The organism is Vibrio ichthyoenteri ATCC 700023, from assembly GCF_000222605.1.
In the GTDB taxonomy this organism is placed as follows: domain Bacteria; phylum Pseudomonadota; class Gammaproteobacteria; order Enterobacterales; family Vibrionaceae; genus Vibrio; species Vibrio ichthyoenteri.
The window spans coordinates 75,754-96,202 of sequence record NZ_AFWF01000107.1; the positions used below are offsets into that span (position 1 = coordinate 75,754).

Below are 20,449 nucleotides of genomic sequence, written 5' to 3' on the forward strand. Positions count from 1 at the left end.
CAAATTCGGCTAATATATCCCGATATATTCACGCTGAGCCGAGTATCTCAGGGTTACTTGGGGATTAACGACCGGATTAAGAAATAAAACGGTCTTTATCATAAAGGAATTTAACTCATCCGGCACTATCAGACCGCGTCACGATGAAAAAATTCAGAGATTGAGAGCACATAATGCATATTTTTGGCAAAATTCTTGGCACTTTTTTTGGCTTTATGTTCGGCGGGCCGCTAGGTGCACTATTTGGCTTGTTTCTTGGACATCAGTTTGACAAAGCTCGCCGTTTAAATCAGGCGGGTTTTAATTCATCGCCATTTGGAGGCGGGCCAAGCCAAGCGCAAAAGCAAGAGGAGTTTTTCAAAGCGGCTTTTGCGGTGATGGGGCATGTGGCGAAAGCCAAAGGTCAAGTGACTCGTGAAGAGATTCAGTTGGCCAGTACCATGATGGAACGAATGAACTTGCATGGTAGCCAACGTACTGCAGCGCAAGAGGCGTTTCGTGATGGCAAATCATCTGATTTTCCATTAAATGAGGTATTGGCACGCGTTAATATTTCATCTGGCGGTCGATTTGATCTGTTGCAGTTTTTTTTAGAATTGCAGATTTCAGCGGCATTTGCCGACGGTTCATTGCACCCGAGTGAGCGTGACGTTTTGCACCGTATCGCACAAAAACTGGGTTTCTCTGCTCAGCAACTTGAACAGCGTTTACGTATGCAAGAAGCGGCATTTCGTTTTCAACATGGTGGCGGCTTCAATGGACACTCTGCGGGTGGTCAGCAATCAGGATCGTGGCAACAAGCCTCTTCGGCTAACCAAGTCAATGATGCTTATGATGTGTTAGGTATTGATGCGGATGCGGATAGTAAATCGGTTAAGCGAGCGTATCGCAAATTGATGAATGAGCATCACCCTGACAAGCTGATGGCGAAAGGTCTGCCGCCGGAGATGATGAATGTGGCCAAAGAAAAGTCACAAGAGATTCAAAACGCTTACGATTTAATAAAAAAAGTGAAAGGTTTTAAGTAACTCTTTTAATCAATAAAAAGCGAGCTGATGCTCGCTTTTTTTATTAGGTAGGGGATTATTTGCGTACTGCAATCGCTTCAATCTCAATACCTACATCTTTCGGTAGACGCGCAACTTCAACACATGAGCGTGCAGGGTAGTTAGCGACGTTATGTTCATCAAAGAACTTACCGTACACTTCGTTAACCGTACCAAAATCGTTTAGATCTTTAACGAAGACAGTCATTTTTACAATATCAGTCACGCTTAGGCCTGACGCTTCAACCACGGCTTTTACGTTCTCAAGAGATTGGCGAGCTTGTACTGCGATATCAGCAGAGACTTCACCCGTCACAGGGTTTACTGGGATCTGGCCTGAAGTTAGAACCATGTTACCTAGGTCTACACCTTGTACATATGGGCCAATTGCTGCTGGAGCAGATTCTGTGTGAAGTACTTTAGTCATGAGTTTTTCCAATCAATTCACTGAAACAAAGAACGTCAGTGTGCCTGCATTCAGAAACTAGGTAAAGATCAAAATACCCCGCCGAAGCGAGGTATTGGAATGGTGCTGCGTGAGACAATGCTAATTAGAGCATTGGTTTTAGCTTAACGTTCTGTAACTATTTCTCTTGAGAACACTTTCTCACAATATTTGCACTTCAAACGAACATCATTATTTTTAGCAAACACCTTAAAGCTACTATCGACGGGTTCACCATGGGTAATACAGTTGCTATTTGGGCATTCAAATACACCAGTTACCTGCTCTGGTAGTTCGAGCGCCAGTTTTTTCACTACTTGATAGTTTTCTATTTGGTTTACAGTCGCATGCGGTGCATAGAGTGCTAATTTGCTGGCTTGCTCTTCACTGACAAAAACATTTTCGATTTTGATTAGGTCTTTGTGGCCCAGCGCAGAAGAAGGCAGATTTAAACCAACAGTGACGCGTTGATTGCTCTTATGCATGCTAAATAATTTGAGTACTTTAATGCCGATTTGTGCAGGGATATGGTCGATAACAGTGCCGTTTTTAATCGCTTCTACCTGCAATTGAGTTTCTTTGTTCATGGTTCTGACTCCTCGATTACAGTGCTTGGTTAAGGACTAATGCTAGCAAGGCTTGACGTGCGTAAACGCCGTTTTCTGCTTGCTGGAAATAATAGGCATGAGGGGTTTTATCAACGTCAGTGGTGATTTCATCTACGCGAGGCAGAGGATGCAATACTTTGAGGTTTTCTCGTGCATCTTCTAGCATGGCAGCAGTCAGAATGTAGGCTGACTTGATATGTGCGTATTCCGACTCATCGAAGCGCTCTTTTTGCACGCGAGTCATGTAAAGAATATCCAGTTCAGGGATCACGCTTTCCATATCAGTATGCAGGCTATACTGAATGCCTGCTTCATCAAGCTCTTCACAAATGTAATCTGGCATCGCCAGTGCGTCTGGTGCCACGAAGAAAAAACGGATGTTGTTAAATTTCGCTAGGGCTTGAGTCAGTGAGTGCACTGTGCGGCCATATTTCAAGTCACCAACAAAAGCGACATTGAGATTATCTAAGCGGCCTTGTGTTTCAGCAATGGTGTAGAGATCCAGTAGCGTTTGAGTTGGATGCTGATTTGCACCGTCGCCAGCGTTAATAATTGGTACGCCATTAGAGAATTCAGCTGCTAAGCGAGCCGCGCCTTCACGTGGGTGGCGCATTACAAATGCATCAACATAAGTTGAGATAACTTGGATTGAGTCTGCTAATGTTTCACCCTTATTGGCTAACGAAGTGTTACCTGCGTTATCAAAACCAATCACATCACCGCCAACGCGTTGAATGGCCGTTTCAAAAGAGAGGCGAGTTCGGGTTGAAGGCTCAAAAAAGCAACTCGCGACTACCTTGTTTTTGATCAGATCTGGATTCGGTTCTGCTTTGAGTTGTCCAGCGGTTTGGACTATAAGTTCGAGCTCTGCACGGGATAGCTCTGGAATCGAAATGATATGCTTGTTGTAAAGCGTGTTGGTCATAATCGTCATCCCTGTCTGATGAAAGAATAAAAATTTAGGCAATAAAAAAGCCTCCCAATAGGGGAGGCTTTAAAAATAAGAGGAAGCTGTAAAATAAACAGCCAGTAAGCAATGTTGCTTACGCAATGTAGTGCGCAATTGACAGCGTGTCGCCGTGCAAATGTTACGTGGCATTATTACAACCTCCAGATAAATTGCCGAGCATTATACGCTGAAGAAAGACAAGCGCAAGCGATTACCTAGCGGTTTTCTGGTGCAAAAGGTTTTAATGACCTAGCGTTGCAACCATCACGGCTTTTATCGTGTGCATGCGGTTTTCTGCTTCATCAAAGACAATCGAATGATGAGATTCAAACACCTCTTCAGTCACCTCTAATCCTTTCATACCATACTTTTCCGCCACTTCTTTGCCAATGGCTGTTTCATCGTTATGGAAGGCCGGTAGGCAGTGCATAAATTTGGCGTGTGGGTTACCGGTTTTATTCATCACATCCATATTGATTTGATATGGCGTCATCAATGCTACGCGTTCATCCCATGCTTCGGCAGGCTCGCCCATCGATACCCAGACGTCGGTGTAAAGGAAATCGCATCCTTTGACTCCTTCTTCAACGTTTTCCGTTAAAGTAATTTTGGCACCGGTTTGCTGAGCAATCTCTTGGCAAGTTGCAACAAGTTGTTCTTCTGGCCAAAACTGTTTTGGTGCCACAAGGCGAATATCCATGCCCATTTTTGCCGCGCCAACCATCAGTGAATTACCCATATTATTGCGAGCATCACCTAGATAAGCGAAGGTCATTTCATTGAGCTGTTTACCTTGACCGTGTTCCAGCATCGTCAGGAAGTCAGCGAGAATTTGCGTTGGGTGGAACTCATCGGTAAGGCCGTTCCATACTGGTACGCCAGCAAATTCCGCTAATTCTTCCACGATATGTTGGCCAAATCCGCGGTATTCAATGCCATCGTACATACGGCCAAGTACACGAGCGGTATCTTTCATTGATTCTTTGTGGCCAATCTGTGAGCCAGAAGGACCAATGTAAGATACTTGAGCGCCTTGATCGAAGGCTGCCACTTCAAAAGCGCAGCGAGTTCGTGTTGAGGCTTTCTCAAAGATCAGAGCGATGTTTTTTCCCAACAGTGTTTTTTGTTCAGTGCCACTGTATTTGGCTTTTTTAAGATCCGCTGACAGATCGAGTAGGAATTGAATCTCTTTTGGAGAGAAGTCGAGTAACTTAACGAAATTACGGTTACGAAGATTGAACGCCATGCTCTAGTCCTTGAGAGTGAAGATTACTGAATGACAGTAAAACATAAAAACTCACAAAAAGTGAATAATTATTTTCTGCAAAGACGAATCACAAGCTGTGATTCGTCTCTGATGGCGTTGTTGTGTGACTACAAATTTTCTTCTGCGTATTCCGCCAAGCGGCTACGTACGACGCCATTAAGATGGATATTAGCGCTCCCTTCAAAGTTTTTAAATCGTTCGACCATATAAGTGAGTCCAGACGTGACAGGAGTCAGATACTGAGAGTCAATTTGCGCCAGGTTGCCGGAGCAAACAATTTTGGTTCCTTCGCCACAGCGAGTAATGATGGTTTTGATTTGTGAAGCCGTCAGGTTTTGGCATTCATCGAGTAAAACAAACGCGTTTTGAATCGATCGCCCACGCATAAAATTGATTGATTTGAACTGAATATTGGCTTTATCACAGATATATTTGAGTGATCCTTCGGTGCAATGGTCATTCTTGTGCAATGCCTCCAAGGTATCAGTCACAGCCGCGAGCCAGGGCAACATTTTTTCTTCTTCGCTACCGGGTAGATAACCAATTGACTCGCCAATATCGGGGGTATTACGGGTGACAATTATTTTATCAAACATTTTATGTTCGATATTTTGTTCAAGCGCTGCCGCCAGTGCTAAGAGAGTTTTACCGCTGCCAGCGGCTCCGGTAAGAATAACTAAATCAATATCAGGGTCGAGCAATGCATCTAACGCCATGCCTTGGTAAATATTTTTAGGGGTAATATCCCATGCTCGGCGATTCATGAGGCGCTCTCGACTGAGATCTTTTAGCGTGATTTGCTCTTCATCGAACTGCGCCACACGGCCAATAAAATCTGTCTGCTCATCGAGGATATATTGATTAAGATAGGTCGGTTCAAAAGGTGATTTGGCGAGGGTATGGTAGGTTTTTCCCGCCCAGTTCTTACTCTCAACGTCATCTACCTGAGCCCAAAAGTCCCCCTCAATTTGTTGAAACCCTTTAGTTAGATATTGCACATCGTCAATCAGCTGATCACTGCGATAATCTTCCACAAATCGCACGCCTGCACCTTTGGCTCGCAAACGCATATTGATGTCTTTGGTGACGAGAATGACTTCGCGCGGAGCGCGTTTATTTTGCAGATAAAGTACCGCATTAAGAATACGATTATCGCCGGCTTTGTCGGCAAAGGCCTTAACGGTTTCTTGCAGCTCAAAATCGGCCAAAATCGCAATGTGTCCAGCGCCTTCTTTATCGCGATTAATCGGAATTCCCTCAGAAATTTCATCAGGGGTCGCGTCTTTAAAGAGTGCTTCAAGTGCTCTAATCGCCACGCGTGCATCGCGTGCAACATCGCGTTTGCTGTCTTTTATGCGGTCGAGTTCTTCGAGTACTGTCATTGGAATGACAACATCGTGTTCTTGGAAAGAGTAAATAGCAAAAGGTTCATGAAGAAGGATATTTGTATCAAGTACGAAGAGTTTTCTGTCCGTATCACCCATAAGCGTCTCCTGCCGCAAAGCGGCGCAGTGCTCACTGCTGTGAGGCTGACTTTAACTGTTTGCCTCAGGCGTTGCCGCGGTATGGTTGCACTGGAACGCCTAAAACAACCCCATGTTGATCGTCCTAAAGCAGCGGGCTAACAAGCGCAGGCTGCTAGTAAAAGTATAGGCAATCATCCAATACATTTGTGCCACTGGTTTCTTACACTTTGATGTCAGGCGAAGATGCGACAAAAAATCACGGCGAAATGTGGGCTAGGCACGTGACCAATGTCACAGCTTCGAGTAATATTAGCGACCTTTTTCTACGCTACTGCTGAACGGAAAATTCCTGACTCAGCCGCCTTTGAAATAGCGCAAGAACAGCTAAAATATACCCAAGTAACTTTGAAATTCGTCCTTTAAGAGTTGGTCATAAGCTCAATTTCAGCATCACTGTTTGTGTGATCTGAGTTTTCTGTGAACGTAAATCAGCCACTAAACTTTGAATTCCGCATCTTGAAGTCACTTGGATATAAATAATAATTTTACGAAATGAGGTAGTCGATACATGACATTTGCTTTGGGCCAGCGTTGGATCAGCGATACGGAAAGTGATCTTGGTTTAGGAACCGTAGTGGCATTGGATGCTCGTACAGTGACAGTAATGTTTGCTGCTTCAGAAGAAAACCGTGTCTACGCCCGTAGCGAAGCGCCTGTCACTCGCGTGACATTTAACGTTGGTGATGTGATTGAAAGCCAAGAAGGTTGGTCACTGCAAGTTGAGCAAGTTATCGAGAATCAAGGTATCTATACCTATATCGGCATTCGTGAAGATAGCGGCGAGCAAGAGATCACGCTACGTGAAATCATGCTTAGCAATCAAATTCGTTTTAATAAACCTCAAGACAAGCTGTTCGCCGGTCAAATTGATCGTATGGATAACTTCGTATTACGTTACCGCGCGCTAAAAAATCAATATGAGCAACACAGAAGTCCAATGCGTGGCTTGTGTGGTATGCGTGCTGGTCTTATTCCTCATCAGCTCTACATCGCACATGAAGTGGGTCGTCGTCATGCGCCACGCGTTTTGCTGGCTGATGAAGTTGGTCTGGGTAAAACCATCGAAGCGGGCATGATCATTCACCAGCAAGTGCTGGCAGGTCGTGCTGAGCGTATTTTAATTGTGGTTCCTGAGACGCTACAACATCAGTGGTTAGTGGAAATGATGCGTCGTTTCAATCTGCACTTTTCAATCTTTGATGAAGAGCGTTGTATTGAAGCTTTTGCTGATGCAGAAAACCCATTTGATACCCAGCAATATGTTTTGTGTTCACTGGATTTTCTTCGTAAAAGCCGTAAACGCTTTGAACAAGCGGTAGAAGGTGAGTGGGATCTTCTAGTGGTCGATGAAGCGCACCACCTTGAGTGGAGCCAAGACAAGCCAAGTCGTGAATACCAAGTAGTAGAAGGGTTGGCAGAGCGTACGCCGGGCGTACTATTACTAACCGCAACTCCAGAGCAGCTAGGCCGTGAAAGCCACTTTGCGCGTTTACGTCTATTAGATTCTGACCGCTTCTACGACTACCAAGCGTTTGTGGAAGAAGAAGAGCAATACGCACCAGTGGCGGATTCTGTTAGCGCGCTATTCTCAGGCCAAGCATTGCCTGATGAAGCTAAAAATCAAATTACTGAACTGTTATCAGAGCAAGATGTAGAGCCGTTGTTCCGTATTATTGAGAGCAACAGCGATGAAGTTGAAAAAGCCAACGCTCGTCAAGAGCTGATTGATAACCTTATGGATCGCCATGGTACTGGTCGCGTTTTATTCCGTAATACGCGTGCAGCAATCAAAGGTTTCCCTAAGCGTAATGTTAACCTTCTGCCAATGGCGATCCCGCAGCAATACACCACCTCAATGCGTGTGGCGGGCTTGATTGGCGGTAAGATGAGCCCAGAAGCTCGCGCGTTGAAAAACTTGTACCCAGAAGAGATTTTCCAAGAGTTTGAAGGGGAAGATTCAAGCTGGTGGCAATTCGATTCACGTGTGAACTGGTTGCTGGAAAAAATTAAAGATAAGCGTGCAGAGAAAATTCTGGTTATTGCTTCACGTGCCAGCACGGCTCTGCAACTAGAGCAAGCTTTGCGCGAGCGTGAAGGCATCCGTGCCACCGTATTCCACGAAGGCATGTCGATCCTTGAGCGTGATAAAGCCGCGGCTTACTTTGCACAAGAAGAGGGCGGTGCACAGGTCTTGATCTGTAGTGAGATTGGATCTGAAGGTCGTAACTTCCAATTTGCCAACCAACTAGTGATGTTTGATCTGCCGTTCAACCCAGATTTGCTGGAGCAGCGTATTGGTCGCTTGGACCGTATTGGTCAAAATCGTGATATCGATATTCACGTGCCATATCTGGAAGGAACATCGCAAGCGATCCTAGCTCGCTGGTTCGATGAAGGCCTAAATGCTTTTGCTGAAACTTGCCCAACCGGACGTGCCGTGTATGACCGTTTCTCAGATGATTTGATTAACATTCTGGCATCTGGTACCAGCGAAGGGCTAGATGAAGTGATTGATGCCTCGGCTAAGATGAACAAAGAGCTGAAAGCGCAACTTGAACAAGGTCGTGACCGCTTACTTGAGATGCACTCCAATGGTGGAGAAAAAGCGCAAGCAATTGTAGAGAAAATCTCAGCAACCGATGGTGATACCAACTTAGTCACGTTCGCACTGAGCTTGTTTGACACCATTGGTTTAAACCAAGACGATAAAGGCGAGAACGCACTGGTTGTGACGCCATCTGAACACATGATGGTACCAAGCTACCCAGGCCTACCTTACGAAGGGGCGACAATTACCTTTGATCGTGACACTGCACTCTCTCGTGAAGATATGCACTTTATCAGTTGGGAACACCCAATGATCCAAGGTGGTATTGACCTGTTGATGAGTGAAGGTGTTGGTACTGCGGCTGTTTCACTACTGAAGAACAAAGCACTACCCGTTGGTACTATGTTGCTTGAGTTGGTTTACAGTGTTGATGCTCAGGCACCGAAACGCAGTGGTATTAGCCGTTTCTTACCCAAAACACCGATTCGCGTGATGTTGGATGGCAAAGGTAATGATCTATCTGAACAGGTAGAGTTTGAAAGCTTTAACCGTCAGTTGAGCCCAATTGGTCGCCATATTGCGGCGAAATTGGTGACATCAGTGCAAGGTCAAGTACATCAACTGATCAGCGCCGGTGATGCTTTGGTAGTGAGCAAAGTTGACGCTATTCGCCAGCAAGCAGAAAAAGAGATGCAAGCGAGCTTGAACGCTGAACTTGAACGTCTGCAAGCGCTGAAAGCCGTTAACCCGAACATTCGTGATGAAGAGATTGATGCGATTGATGCGCAAATCAAAGAGCTGACTGGCTATATTAGTAAAGCTCAGTATCAACTAGATTCTCTGCGTATGATTGTGGTGTCTCACCAGTAATCGAGATTGAAATAAATACAAAGGCCTTCATTGCGAAGGCCTTTTTTGTTTCTGGTAATGAGCGATTTACTCAGATTGTTAAATGAACCATTTCCACCAAATAAACAGCGCTAAGAAGCCAAATAAGTAAATTAAGCCACTAACTAATAGAGAGCCACTTTTGGCTTTTACTCAGTGCTAGCTCTGCGGGCAGTTGAGTGCGCGTTACCAAAATATAGTTTAACAACGCAAAAAATGGAGTGGTAATAAAGGCCATCACCATGGCAAAGTCGAGCATTGGCAATAGTGCGCCAGCCCAAATAGAATGATGGCGATCGCCAAAGCCGAAATACCTAACATCCAATTTTGCGTGGTTCTTGGATTCATTTCAGGTTGCTTACGCAATAGGCGTTGCGATTCTGAAATGACTCGTGCGTAGCCATCAATGACGGTAATGGTACTGCCAAAAATGCAAAAGAATTCGATGACGGCAATGAGATAGCGTGACCACTCACCAATTGTTGATGCGTACAAATTGATTAATTGATGAGAAAAGCCTGCACCAGATTTGGATAAACTAATACCGCTACCATGCAGCACAAGAGCGCCGAGAGAAAGGAACACAATCGCAAGTAATGCGGTGCCGATATAGCCGACATTGAAATCAAACAAAGCCGATTTCGCGGTGACATTATGGTAACGGCGCTGACTCTTAAGCCACATAGACGTTAAGCTTGAGATCTCAATAGGCGCTGGCATCCAACCCATAGTGACCACAATGAAACCAATCGCCGCTAATGTCCAAGGTGATGGTGAGGCAAAGTCGCTACTTGGAACTACAGGATTGCTGGCCGCCATGATAACCGCAACCACGGTGGCGACCGTTAGTACCGCCATAATGGCTTTTGACAGTCCATCGAGTGCTTTGTAGTGGCCAGCAAATAAAATCGCTAAACAAGTGATGAGCACAATAAAACACAGTGCAATCGCGGACAATTCAAATGGAATGAAATAACCCAATAAGCTAGCACTAAAAAGTAATAATGCCGCCGTATTGATAATCGCGGAGAAAACGCACAGCAGGGCAAATAACCACAGATATGGCTTGCCCATTTTGGCATAACCTTCCACTAAACTTTCACCTGTGCCCATGGTGTACTGAATACTGGCGCGGAAAAACGGGTACTTAAATAAGTTGACCAATAAAATGAGTAAAGCGAGTTGGTAGCCGTAAATCGCTCCTGCTTGCGTTGAGGCGACGAGATGTGATCCGCCAACAGCCGCTGCGGCCATCATAATTCCGGGGCCCATAGACCGAACCAGTTGTGCCAATGAGTTTTGGCGCGCTGGTGCGGTACTTGCCTCTGAGGTATTTTCCATGATTTATCCTTGTGTTTACATCCTTTTTAATAGTTTAAATAAACCGCAATCGAGACGATCTCGTCAATTTTGTTTTACAATCAAGTCGATAAGAAATTTATCGTAAAGAGTAAAGTCTCTTTTCAAGTCTTTTGGTTGAATTATCGTGTTGAGATATTTGAATATATTGGTTTGATAACCTAAGAATTAAGCAATAAAAGTGGTCAAACAAGTCGTTAATGTCGTTTGATTTTTAAGGTTGGCGTGATTATGTGCATAATTGAGTTCTACTCTGTCATTATTGATAGTAGTGGTTATAATCAGCGCGAAAATTTAGCTTAGAGAAAGATTATGGCCATGCTGGAGTACAACCCACCACGAGATCCGTGGGTTGAAATAGTGTTTGAAGATGAACAAATTTTGGCGGTCAATAAGCCATCAGGATTGTTATCGGTACCGGGCCGTTTAGCTGAGCATCGTGATAGCACATGGAGCCGTGTGCAAGAGACTCACCCAGACGCACAAATAGTCCATCGTTTAGATATGGACACGTCAGGGTTAATGGTGCTAGCGAAGAACAAACGTGCCGAAAGTGCCTTGAAAAAGCAATTTCAATATCGTCTGACCCATAAGGTTTACTATGCGCGCGTTTGGGGCCATGTAGAGCAAGAAGAAGGCGAAATTGATTTGCCTTTGATTTGTGATTGGCCAAATCGCCCAAGACAGATGGTGTGCCATGAGACGGGTAAACCGTCAAAAACCTTGTTCCAAGTGGCTAAGCGTGAAGAGAAAACCACCATTGTTCGCTTATTGCCGATCACTGGGCGCTCACATCAATTACGCGTGCACATGCAAGCCTTAGGTCATCCTATTGTTGGTGATGAATTTTACTCTGAAGGTGAGGCATTTACTTGCTCAGATCGTTTGGCACTGCATGCAGCAGAGCTGAGTTTTTATCATCCTAAGAGTGATTGGCTGCGCACTGTTTTTGTCCCTTGTGACTTTTATCCTGAAGCCGAAGAGATGATCTTTACCTATTTCGATCCTGTGCGAAAATTACCAGACTATAAAATGCTACCGAAGCCATAAAAAGTAAGCAGATCGTCAGCTTGCGGGATGTTTCCAGTAGGCTGGCAATCTCGGTAGCACAAGGAGAAACTATGTCGCTACCTACTGTTGTCTTTCTTGATCGTTCGACTATCCCCTCTCATATTGAATTCCCTCATCTGCCTTTTGATCACCAATGGATCGAATATGATGCGACAGAGCCTCAGCAAGTTGTTGAACGTCTCAGCCAAGCGCAAATTGTTATTAGTAACAAAGTCGTGCTCGATGAGCTGATCTTATCGCAGTTGCCGAATCTTGAGCTTATTGCTGTGTGCGCAACGGGTTATAACAACGTTGATATTGCTTATTGCCAACAGCAAGGCATTGCTGTGGCGAATATTCGCGGCTATGCCACCCAATCAGTACCTGAACATGTGATCGCTTTGATGTTTGCCCTTAGGCGCAATTTGCGTGGCTATCACAATGATATTGCTGCTGGTGAATGGCTGCGTGCCAAACAGTTTTGTTTTTTCACTCACCCTATTGGTGATATTGCGGGGGCGACTCTCGGGATTATTGGCAGTGGAGGATTGGGGCAGGCAACCGCGGCGCTAGCGAAAGCACTCGGTATGAAGGTGATTTTTGCCGAGCGTAAAGGCAGTAAGCTGTGCCGTGATGGATATTTACCTTTTGAGCGAGTCTTGATGATGGCGGATGTCATCAGCCTGCATTGCCCGTTGAATGATGATACGCGCAATTTGATTGGTACCGCCGAGCTGCAACAAATGAAGTCTGATGCAATTCTAATTAATACAGGCCGTGGTGGGTTAGTGGATGAGCAAGCCTTAGTCACTGCGTTGAAAGAGCAGCGCATTGGCGGAGCTGGCGTAGATGTCTTTACTCAAGAGCCTGCCGATGAGACCAACCCTTTAATCGCTAATGCAGATTTAGCCAATTTATTATTAACACCGCATGTGGCTTGGGGAAGTGATTCGTCGATTAAAAATTTGGTTAATATCTTGATTGATAATATCCGAGCTTACGTTGCGGGGGAAGCGCAAAACCGAGTGGTATAACGTTCACGCCTTACCTTGCTTTCTTTGCTAATAAAAACAAAAAGACCGGTCAGTGACCGGTCTTTTTTAACTTACAATGCAGTAGAGAAACAAATTATAGCGCAGCGATCGTCGCTTTTTGCTCTTCCAGTTTCACTAACATTTCTTTGTAGCCGTCTAGCTTCTCACGCTCTTTTGCGATTACCACTTCAGGAGCTTTAGCCACGAAACCTTCGTTGCCAAGCTTGCCTTCGATACGCTTGATTTCGCCGTGAGTCTTAGCGACTTCTTTATCAAGACGAGCAAGTTCTGCATCTTTATCGATTAGACCCGCCATTGGGATCATTAGCTCAGATTTGCCAACCAATTTGGTTGCACAAGCCGGAGTTTCTTCGCCCGTAGCCAGTACTTTAATCTCGTCTAGTTTTGCTAGAGAGGTTAGTACGATCTTGTTCGCTTCTAGGCGCGCAGCATCTTTTTCATCTGCTACTTTGATCATAACTTCCAAACCTTGGCTTGGGGCGATGTCGTATTCTGCGCGTAGGTTACGGATAGCGGTGATAAAGGTTTTCACCCACTCGATATCAGCAACGATTTCAGCGTCGAAGTTGTCTGCATTAAACTGAGGCAGCACTTGAGTCATAATGGTCTCACCTTCAACACCGTCAATCAGCGGCTTAACGCTCTGCCAGATTGATTCAGTGATGTAAGGAATCACTGGGTGAGCAAGACGAAGTGTCTTCTCTAGAACCGTGATTAGCGTGTAACGCGTTGCTTGTTGCTGCGCTTCAGTGCCTTTCCATAGAACCGGTTTTGTTAGCTCTAGGTACCAGTCACAGAATTGGTTCCAGATGAATTCGTACAGCGTGTTTGCCGCCATATCTAGACGGTAGTTGTCTAGGTGAGCGTTAAACTCTTTTGCTGCGATTTCAAACTGAGATTCAATCCATTTGTCTGCCAGTGAGAATTCCATGTTAGCGCGATCAGCAGGTGCTAGCGACATGCCACAATCGTGCTCTTCAGTATTCATCAGTACGTAACGGCTAGCGTTCCATAGTTTGTTACAGAAGTTACGGTAACCCTCTAGACGCTTCATATCCCAGTTGATATCACGACCGGTTGATGCCATTGCTGCAAGGGTGAAACGCAGTGCATCGGTACCGTATGGTTCGATGCCGTTTTCAAATGTCTTACGCGTTGCTTTTTCGATCTTCTTCGCTAGTTGAGGTTGCATCATGTTGCCACAACGCTTTTCTACTAGCTCTTCAAGGCCGATACCATCGATCATATCGATAGGGTCAAGCACGTTACCTTTCGATTTCGACATCTTGTCGCCGTTTTCATCACGGATCAGACCGGTCATATAAACAGTTTTGAAAGGTACTTGTGGCTGACCGTCTTCGTCTTTAACGAAGTGCATGGTCATCATGATCATACGCGCAACCCAGAAGAAGATGATATCGAAACCAGATACCAGTACTTCTGATGGGTGGAATGTTTTCAGTGCGTCTGTATTTTCAGGCCAGCCTTGTGTGCCGAATGTCCAAAGAGCAGAAGAGAACCATGTGTCCAGCACATCGTCGTCTTGGCGTAGTACCACGACAGGTGCAAGATTGTTCTTTTCACGTACTTCTTCTTCAGTGCGGCCAACGTAAACTTTACCTTCGTTGTCGTACCATGCAGGAATACGGTGACCCCACCAAAGTTGGCGTGAAATACACCAGTCTTGCACGTCACGCATCCAAGAGAAGTACATGTTTTCGTACTGCTTAGGAACGAATTGGATTTGACCATCTTCAACCGCTTTTACCGCAGGAGCAGCAAGAGGCGCAGTGCGTACGTACCATTGGTCAGTCAGCATTGGTTCAATAACCACGCCGCCACGGTCACCGTAAGGAACAGTTAGATCGTGATCTTTGATCTCTTCAAGCAGGCCCAGTTCTTCAAATTCAGCAACGATTGCTTTACGTGCAGCAAAGCGTTCCATACCTTGGTATTTCGCTGGCAATTCATTTGAATAAACATCGCTTTCTTCGCCATTGGTGGTGAAGACTTCTGCCGTCGTACGGATATCCGCATTGAAGGTTAGGATGTTGATCATTGGCAGGCTATGGCGCTTACCAACTTCGTAGTCGTTAAAGTCGTGTGCAGGTGTGATTTTCACACAACCAGTGCCTTTTTCCATGTCCGCATGCTCATCGCCTACGATAGGAATTAAACGGCCTACGATAGGTAGTTCAATGTGCTGACCAATCAGATCTTTATAACGAGGATCTTCTGGGTTTACTGCAACACCAGTATCGCCCAGCATGGTTTCAGGACGCGTGGTCGCAACCACAATGTAGTCTTTGCCGTCTGCCGTTTTAACGCCGTTTGCGAGTGGGTAACGGAAGTGCCACATGAAGCCTTTAGATTCTTTGTTTTCTACTTCAAGATCTGAGATTGCCGTGTGTAGCTTAGGATCCCAGTTTACTAGGCGTTTGCCACGGTAGATCAAGTCTTCTTCGTAAAGACGAACAAACACTTCTTGAGTCGCAGCTGATAAGCCATCATCCATAGTGAAGCGCTCACGATCCCAGTCTACTGATGCGCCAAGACGACGAAGCTGCTGAGTGATGGTGCCACCAGACTCGGCTTTCCATTCCCAGATTTTGTCGATGAAAGCTTCACGGCCGTAGTCGTGCTTAGTTTTGCCTTCTTCAGCGGCAATCTTACGCTCAACAACCATTTGAGTCGCGATACCTGCGTGGTCAGTACCAACCTGCCATAACGTATTTTTACCTTTCATACGTTGTGCACGGATAAGAGTATCCATGATGGTATCTTGGAACGCGTGGCCCATATGTAGGCTACCAGTGACGTTCGGTGGCGGGATCATGATGCTGTAAGCTTCTTTTGAAGTGTCACCGTGTGGCTTAAAGTAGCCTTTTTCTTCCCAAGCTTGGTATAAAGCTTGTTCGATTGAAGTTGGGTTGTATGTCTTTTCCATAGCGCTCTTTCACCTCGTCATATTTGGGCAGATAGCGGCGTTAACTGTACTCGTAAATATCAATCACATACTGATGTATGCTTATCAATTTACGCATGAGTTGCCTTGCTCTAAGCCCAGCTATTTAGAGGACTGGTTCTGGTTAATCATGGTCAATTCTTATAAGTGAACTCTCTGGTAGGAGAGCTTAACTATAAGGATTGACCGCTAGTTGTGTTCGATCTCGATCGTTTGCAGTTGATAACCTGCTTGTCGGTAGATTTTATATCTTTCTCTTGCGAGCTGCTTAGCTTTTTCTTCGCAAGGCACGAAGTCTACCACCTCAGCAAACTTGTTCGCAAAGGTTGTCTCATTTTCCGCCAAATTTATTACCAGTTGGCGGTTCCAGCTTGGCTTCAGTGCCTGATGGCCAATCTCAACATTGGTGCCATACTTTGGCCCTTCGCCGACTAAATTGTGGCCGATATAGTGCTCGGGTTTGACTTGCCAGAATAATTCTGCCAGCTGTTCGGCTTGCTGTTTATCTTGGCTGTTGAGGTATACCTTAGCGCCTTGCTTGGCAAAATGCTGAGCAAGAAACACCACATAGCCGAGAAAGCCAGATTCATTTGCTTGCGGGCTATCTGCTTTGATGATGTAAAAAGTTGCATTGGCCATAGTGATGAATTCCGTCTATTGCTGCCCAACTAAGTTTAGCTGGTAGGCAATCTGCTCGGTACTAGCTAGGTTAGCGTTTTAACTCGTGAGAGCACATTTGAGTAATGTTTCTACTCGATATCGAACAATAAAAAAGGGCCTTGCGGCCCTTTTCACTATTTTGAGGTTTGTTCCTCAGCGTCTTGGCCACTACGATTGAGTAGGAATTGGACAAGCATTGAGACCGGACGACCGGTAGAACCTTTCGCTGCACCAGATTTCCACGCAGTACCTGCGATATCAATGTGGGCCCAGTTGTACTTCTTAGTAAATTTAGACAAGAAGCAGCCAGCCGTGATCGTACCGCCAGGGCGGCCACCGATGTTTGCCATATCAGCAAATGGGCTCTTCAACTGTTCATGGTACTCGTCTGCCATTGGTAGACGCCATGCACGGTCACTTGCTTGCTCAGAAGCATTGACTAATTCATGAGACAGTGGATTGTGGTTTGATAGTACACCACTAATGTGGTGGCCCAGTGCAATCACACATGCGCCAGTCAGAGTCGCGACGTCAACCACACAGTCTGGTTCAAAACGCTCTACATATGTCAGAGCATCACAAAGAACCAAGCGGCCTTCAGCATCGGTATTTAATACTTCAACCGTTTGACCTGACATGGTGGTAAGAATGTCGCCAGGGCGGTAAGCATTGCTGCCAGGCATGTTTTCACAGCCTGCTAAAATACCGACTACATTAATAGGCAGATTCAGTTTTGCTAGTGCTTTCATGGTACCAAATACCGATGCCGCGCCACACATATCGTATTTCATCTCATCCATGCCATCGCCTGGTTTTAGAGAAATACCGCCTGAATCGAAGGTTAAACCTTTACCTACAAGCACAATCGGTTTAGCTTCTGTGTTCGGATTGCCTTTGTACTCGATAATCGACATCATTGATTCGTTTTTCGAGCCGCGGCCAACCGCAAGGTATGACGTCATACCCAGTTTTTCCATCTCTTGCTCACCAATGATTTTGGTGGTGATTGACTCATAGTCATCTGCAAGACGGCGTGCTTGAGAAGCAAGGTAAGCTGGATTGGCAACGTTTGGTGGCATGTTGCCAAGATCTTTCGACGCTTTTACACCAGAAGCAATGGCTAGGCCATGGGCAATTGCACGTTCGCCTAGGTTTAGCTCACGACGTGTTGGTACGTTGAAAACTAATTTACGCAATGGACGGCGCGTTTCTGGTTTAATTGTTTTAAACTGATCGAAAGTGTAAAGGCCGTCTTTAGTCGCTTCGACTGCTTGACGAACTTTCCAATAAGTATCGCGGCCTTTAACATGCAACTCAGTTAAGAAGCATACTGCTTCCATTGAGCCAGTTTCATTTAGCGTGTTAATGGTCTTTTGGATAATTTCTTTGTATTGACGCTCGCCTAGCTCGCGTTCTTTACCGCAGCCTACCAGTAGTACGCGCTCTGAAAGCACGCCAGGTACTTGATGCAAAAGTAGCATCTGGCCAGGTTTTCCTTCAAGGTCACCACGACGAAGTAGTGAACTGATATAGCCGTCGCTGATTTTATCTAGCTGTTCGGCCACTGGAGAGAGGCGACGTGGTTCAAAGACGCCAACGACAATACAAGCGCTGCGCTGTTTCTCAGGGCTACCACTTTTAACACTGAACTCCATGAGTACTCCTACATCCTGAAGACAAATAGAACTAAATGTTAGATAATGCCCGCTTACTTGTTGATTCCTTAATCGGAACTACCTTTAAATAAGTGAGCTAACAGTTAGCTGAAAATTTCAAAAAATAACGGGTTCAACGAGAAATTATAGTGATTCAATTAAAAAAACAAGTTTTGTATAGGTAATTTCAGCGTGATTATTGTTAGATATTTGATCCGCGAGACACTCAAAAGCCAATTTGCGATCTTTTTTATCCTTTTCTTGGTCTTTTTGAGCCAAAAATTGATTAGTGTGCTAGCGGAAGCTTCAGACGGTGAAATACCTGCTGGACTGGTGATGAGCTATGTTGGCCTTAGTATGCCTTCTATGGGCTTATTAATGCTGCCACTGAGTCTGTTTTTGGGCATCTTGCTCACCTTTGGCCGTTTGTACGCGGAAAGTGAAATTACCGTAATGAATGCGACGGGGATCGGAAATAAATTTCTGATCCGTGCTGCGTTGTATTTAGCGGTGATTACCGGTGTTGCAGCCGGGTTTAATGCGTTTTTCTTTTCGCCATATAGTCAAGAGAAGTTAATTCAACTGGAAGAGCAGGTTCAGGCGGAAAATAGCGTCGACTTGTTGAAGAAAGGGCACTTCCAAGGCACACCGGATGGCTCATCAGTAGTGTTTATTGATGAGATTCGTGATGACAAGCTCAGCAATGTTTTTATTGCTCAAATGCGTCCACGTGATTCGATTCTGCCGAGCGTATCGTTTTCTAAATCGGGCGAAGTCAAAGAACTCAGCGATGGTCGCCAAGTGATTCGTATGTATGACGGTACTCGCTATGAAGGCGTTCCGACACGGATTGACTACATGGTGACTAACTTTGAACAGTACCAAGGTGTTATTGGTCAAAGTGAAGTGAAACGTAAAGGGCGTGATTGGGAGGCAATTCCAACGCTAGAGTTGGTCGGCAACTCAAACCCGAAAGCGCAAGCAGAATTACAATGGCGAATTTCGTTAGTGGTGTGTATTCCATTGCTGACGATGTTGGTGGTGCCACTTTCAGCGGTTAACCCTCGTCAAGGTCGCTTTGCGAAAATGGGCCCTGCTATCTTGACTTATCTGGCTTATTTCCTTGCGATCAGCGCGACGAAATCCGCGCTAGAAGATGGCTCGATTCCTTCGTATGTGGGTATGTGGCCAATTAATTTCGCGTTACTGATGACGGCAATTAGTGTCAATTTAATGGATAGTATTCCAGTGCGACGCTTTAAAGATAAATTGCGACAAAAGAAGAAGGCAGCCTAAATCGTGTTTAAGATTTTAGACCTCTATATCGGTCGAACCATTATTGTTACCTCGACGATGGTATTGGCAACCTTTGTTGGTCTCTCTGCCATCATCAAGTATGTCGAGCAGTTGCGTAAAGTTGGCCAAGGTAGCTACGATTTGCTCCAAGCTTTGCTTTTCGTTGGCTTGAGTGTCCCTCGTGATATCGAAATGTTTTTCCCAATGGCAGCGCTGTTAGGTGCGCTAATTGGTTTGGGCATGTTGGCGTCGAGCTCTGAGCTGGTGGTGATGCAAGCGGCGGGTTTCTCGAAGTTAGATATCGGCTTGTCGGTGTTAAAAACCGCAGTACCATTGATGATCATCGTGACGTTATTAGGCCAGTGGGGCGCACCACAAGCGCAAAAAATGGCGCGAGATTTACGTGCCTTTGCCACCACCAATGGGGCCATCATGTCGGTCCGAACTGGAGTTTGGGCGCGAGATGCCAATGATTTTATCTTTATTGGTAAGATTGAAGATGAAAAGCTTTATGGCTTACAGATGTGGCGTTTCGATGACAGCAAACAATTGGAAAATGTATTTTACGCTAAAGAAGCAGAATACGTTGGAGATAAAAACTGGCGAATGAAAGACGTACAAGTGACCGATATGTCTGATCCTATTCGTTTATCGAAAGAGACATTGCCAGAGTTAAATTGGAAAACGTCCCTAGAACCAGAGCGTTTGGCTGTGGTGACGGTAAAGCCTGAAGAACTTTCTCTGCTTGGTTTGTATGATTATGTCGATTACTTAAAAGCATCAGAGCAAGATGCCTCGCGTTATGAACTGGCGTTTTGGCGTAAAGTGACGCAGCCGTTCTCGATTGCGGTAATGATGTTGATGGCGCTGTCGTTCATCTTTGGTCCACTGCGTAGTGTGACCATGGGGGCGCGTATCTTATCGGGCGTTGTGGCTGGTTTCTCATTCTATATATCGAGTGAATTCTTTGGGCCACTCAGTTTGGTGTATAACATTCCGCCCGCATTTGGCGCGATCATGCCAAGTATTGTGTTCTTGACCATTGCGATAATGTTACTCAGACGTAAGCTTTAACCCGTTTATCTTAGTATTAAAAAAAAAAGCCCTCACGGTATAGTGAGGGCTTTTTTAT

14 protein-coding genes and 1 pseudogene are annotated in these 20,449 nt (G+C 45.3%); 6 read left to right on the plus strand and 9 right to left on the minus strand.

The genetic code is table 11. The annotated features are described in order from the left end of the window. The first annotated feature begins 173 nt into the window (after nucleotides 1-173). Nucleotides 174-1,028 (plus strand): co-chaperone DjlA, encoded by an 855-nt coding sequence (gene djlA / locus RH85_RS09385; protein ID WP_006711982.1) that lies wholly within the window; start codon nucleotides 174-176, stop codon nucleotides 1,026-1,028. A 55-nt stretch (nucleotides 1,029-1,083) separates the two neighbouring features. Here djlA and RH85_RS09390 read toward each other — a convergent pair whose 3' ends face one another. The 5 genes from RH85_RS09390 to RH85_RS09410 all read right to left on the minus strand — a co-directional run bounded on the left by RH85_RS09390 (nucleotide 1,084) and on the right by RH85_RS09410 (nucleotide 5,799). Beyond that, entirely contained in the window at nucleotides 1,084-1,473 is a 390-nt protein-coding gene (locus RH85_RS09390) for a RidA family protein (protein WP_005593163.1), read from the minus strand. Between the two features lie 143 nt (nucleotides 1,474-1,616). After that, nucleotides 1,617-2,078 (minus strand): aspartate carbamoyltransferase regulatory subunit, encoded by a 462-nt coding sequence (gene pyrI / locus RH85_RS09395; protein ID WP_006711983.1) that lies wholly within the window; start codon nucleotides 2,076-2,078, stop codon nucleotides 1,617-1,619. Nucleotides 2,079-2,094: 16 nt separating this feature from the next. Beyond that, nucleotides 2,095-3,024, minus strand: a complete 930-nt coding sequence (pyrB, locus tag RH85_RS09400; RefSeq protein WP_006711984.1) for an aspartate carbamoyltransferase — start codon at nucleotides 3,022-3,024, stop codon at nucleotides 2,095-2,097. 265 nt (nucleotides 3,025-3,289) lie between these two features. Further along, nucleotides 3,290-4,294: an ornithine carbamoyltransferase gene (locus RH85_RS09405; protein ID WP_006711985.1), complete on the minus strand. Its 1,005-nt coding sequence runs from the start codon at nucleotides 4,292-4,294 to the stop codon at nucleotides 3,290-3,292. Nucleotides 4,295-4,422: 128 nt separating this feature from the next. Beyond that, the gene (locus tag RH85_RS09410) at nucleotides 4,423-5,799 is read right to left on the minus strand and encodes a PhoH family protein (protein WP_006711986.1); all 1,377 of its coding nucleotides are present in this window, start codon (nucleotides 5,797-5,799) and stop codon (nucleotides 4,423-4,425) included. Between the two features lie 550 nt (nucleotides 5,800-6,349). Between RH85_RS09410 and rapA the strand changes: the two genes are divergently transcribed. Then, nucleotides 6,350-9,259, plus strand: coding sequence for an RNA polymerase-associated protein RapA (gene rapA / locus RH85_RS09415; RefSeq protein ID WP_006711988.1), 2,910 nt, complete (start codon nucleotides 6,350-6,352; stop codon nucleotides 9,257-9,259). 78 nt (nucleotides 9,260-9,337) lie between these two features. Here the strand turns inward: rapA and RH85_RS09420 are convergent. Further along, nucleotides 9,338-10,618 (minus strand): annotated as a pseudogene (locus RH85_RS09420) (Nramp family divalent metal transporter). 330 nt (nucleotides 10,619-10,948) lie between these two features. On the opposite strand from RH85_RS09420, the gene rluA reads away from it, so the two are divergent. Together rluA and RH85_RS09430 are read left to right on the plus strand one after the other, a co-directional pair. After that, nucleotides 10,949-11,686 (plus strand): bifunctional tRNA pseudouridine(32) synthase/23S rRNA pseudouridine(746) synthase RluA, encoded by a 738-nt coding sequence (gene rluA / locus RH85_RS09425; RefSeq protein ID WP_006711989.1) that lies wholly within the window; start codon nucleotides 10,949-10,951, stop codon nucleotides 11,684-11,686. Nucleotides 11,687-11,757: 71 nt separating this feature from the next. Beyond that, nucleotides 11,758-12,720 (plus strand): D-2-hydroxyacid dehydrogenase, encoded by a 963-nt coding sequence (locus RH85_RS09430; RefSeq protein ID WP_006711990.1) that lies wholly within the window; start codon nucleotides 11,758-11,760, stop codon nucleotides 12,718-12,720. Nucleotides 12,721-12,814: 94 nt separating this feature from the next. Here RH85_RS09430 and RH85_RS09435 read toward each other — a convergent pair whose 3' ends face one another. From RH85_RS09435 to pepA, 3 genes are all read right to left on the minus strand, one after another. Further along, nucleotides 12,815-15,688, minus strand: a complete 2,874-nt coding sequence (locus RH85_RS09435) for a valine--tRNA ligase (protein WP_006711991.1) — start codon at nucleotides 15,686-15,688, stop codon at nucleotides 12,815-12,817. A gap of 207 nt (nucleotides 15,689-15,895) precedes the next feature. Further along, nucleotides 15,896-16,345 (minus strand): DNA polymerase III subunit chi, encoded by a 450-nt coding sequence (locus tag RH85_RS09440; RefSeq protein WP_006711992.1) that lies wholly within the window; start codon nucleotides 16,343-16,345, stop codon nucleotides 15,896-15,898. A gap of 155 nt (nucleotides 16,346-16,500) precedes the next feature. Then, entirely contained in the window at nucleotides 16,501-18,021 is a 1,521-nt protein-coding gene (gene pepA / locus RH85_RS09445) for a leucyl aminopeptidase (RefSeq protein ID WP_006711993.1), read from the minus strand. A gap of 192 nt (nucleotides 18,022-18,213) precedes the next feature. Between pepA and lptF the strand changes: the two genes are divergently transcribed. Then, a complete protein-coding gene (gene lptF, locus RH85_RS09450; protein WP_006711994.1) occupies nucleotides 18,214-19,317 on the plus strand; it encodes an LPS export ABC transporter permease LptF in 1,104 nt (367 codons plus the stop codon). Nucleotides 19,318-19,320: 3 nt separating this feature from the next. Then, complete coding sequence (lptG, locus tag RH85_RS09455; RefSeq protein WP_006711995.1) at nucleotides 19,321-20,391, plus strand: LPS export ABC transporter permease LptG; 1,071 nt, start codon at nucleotides 19,321-19,323, stop codon at nucleotides 20,389-20,391. Nucleotides 20,392-20,449 lie beyond the last annotated feature (58 nt).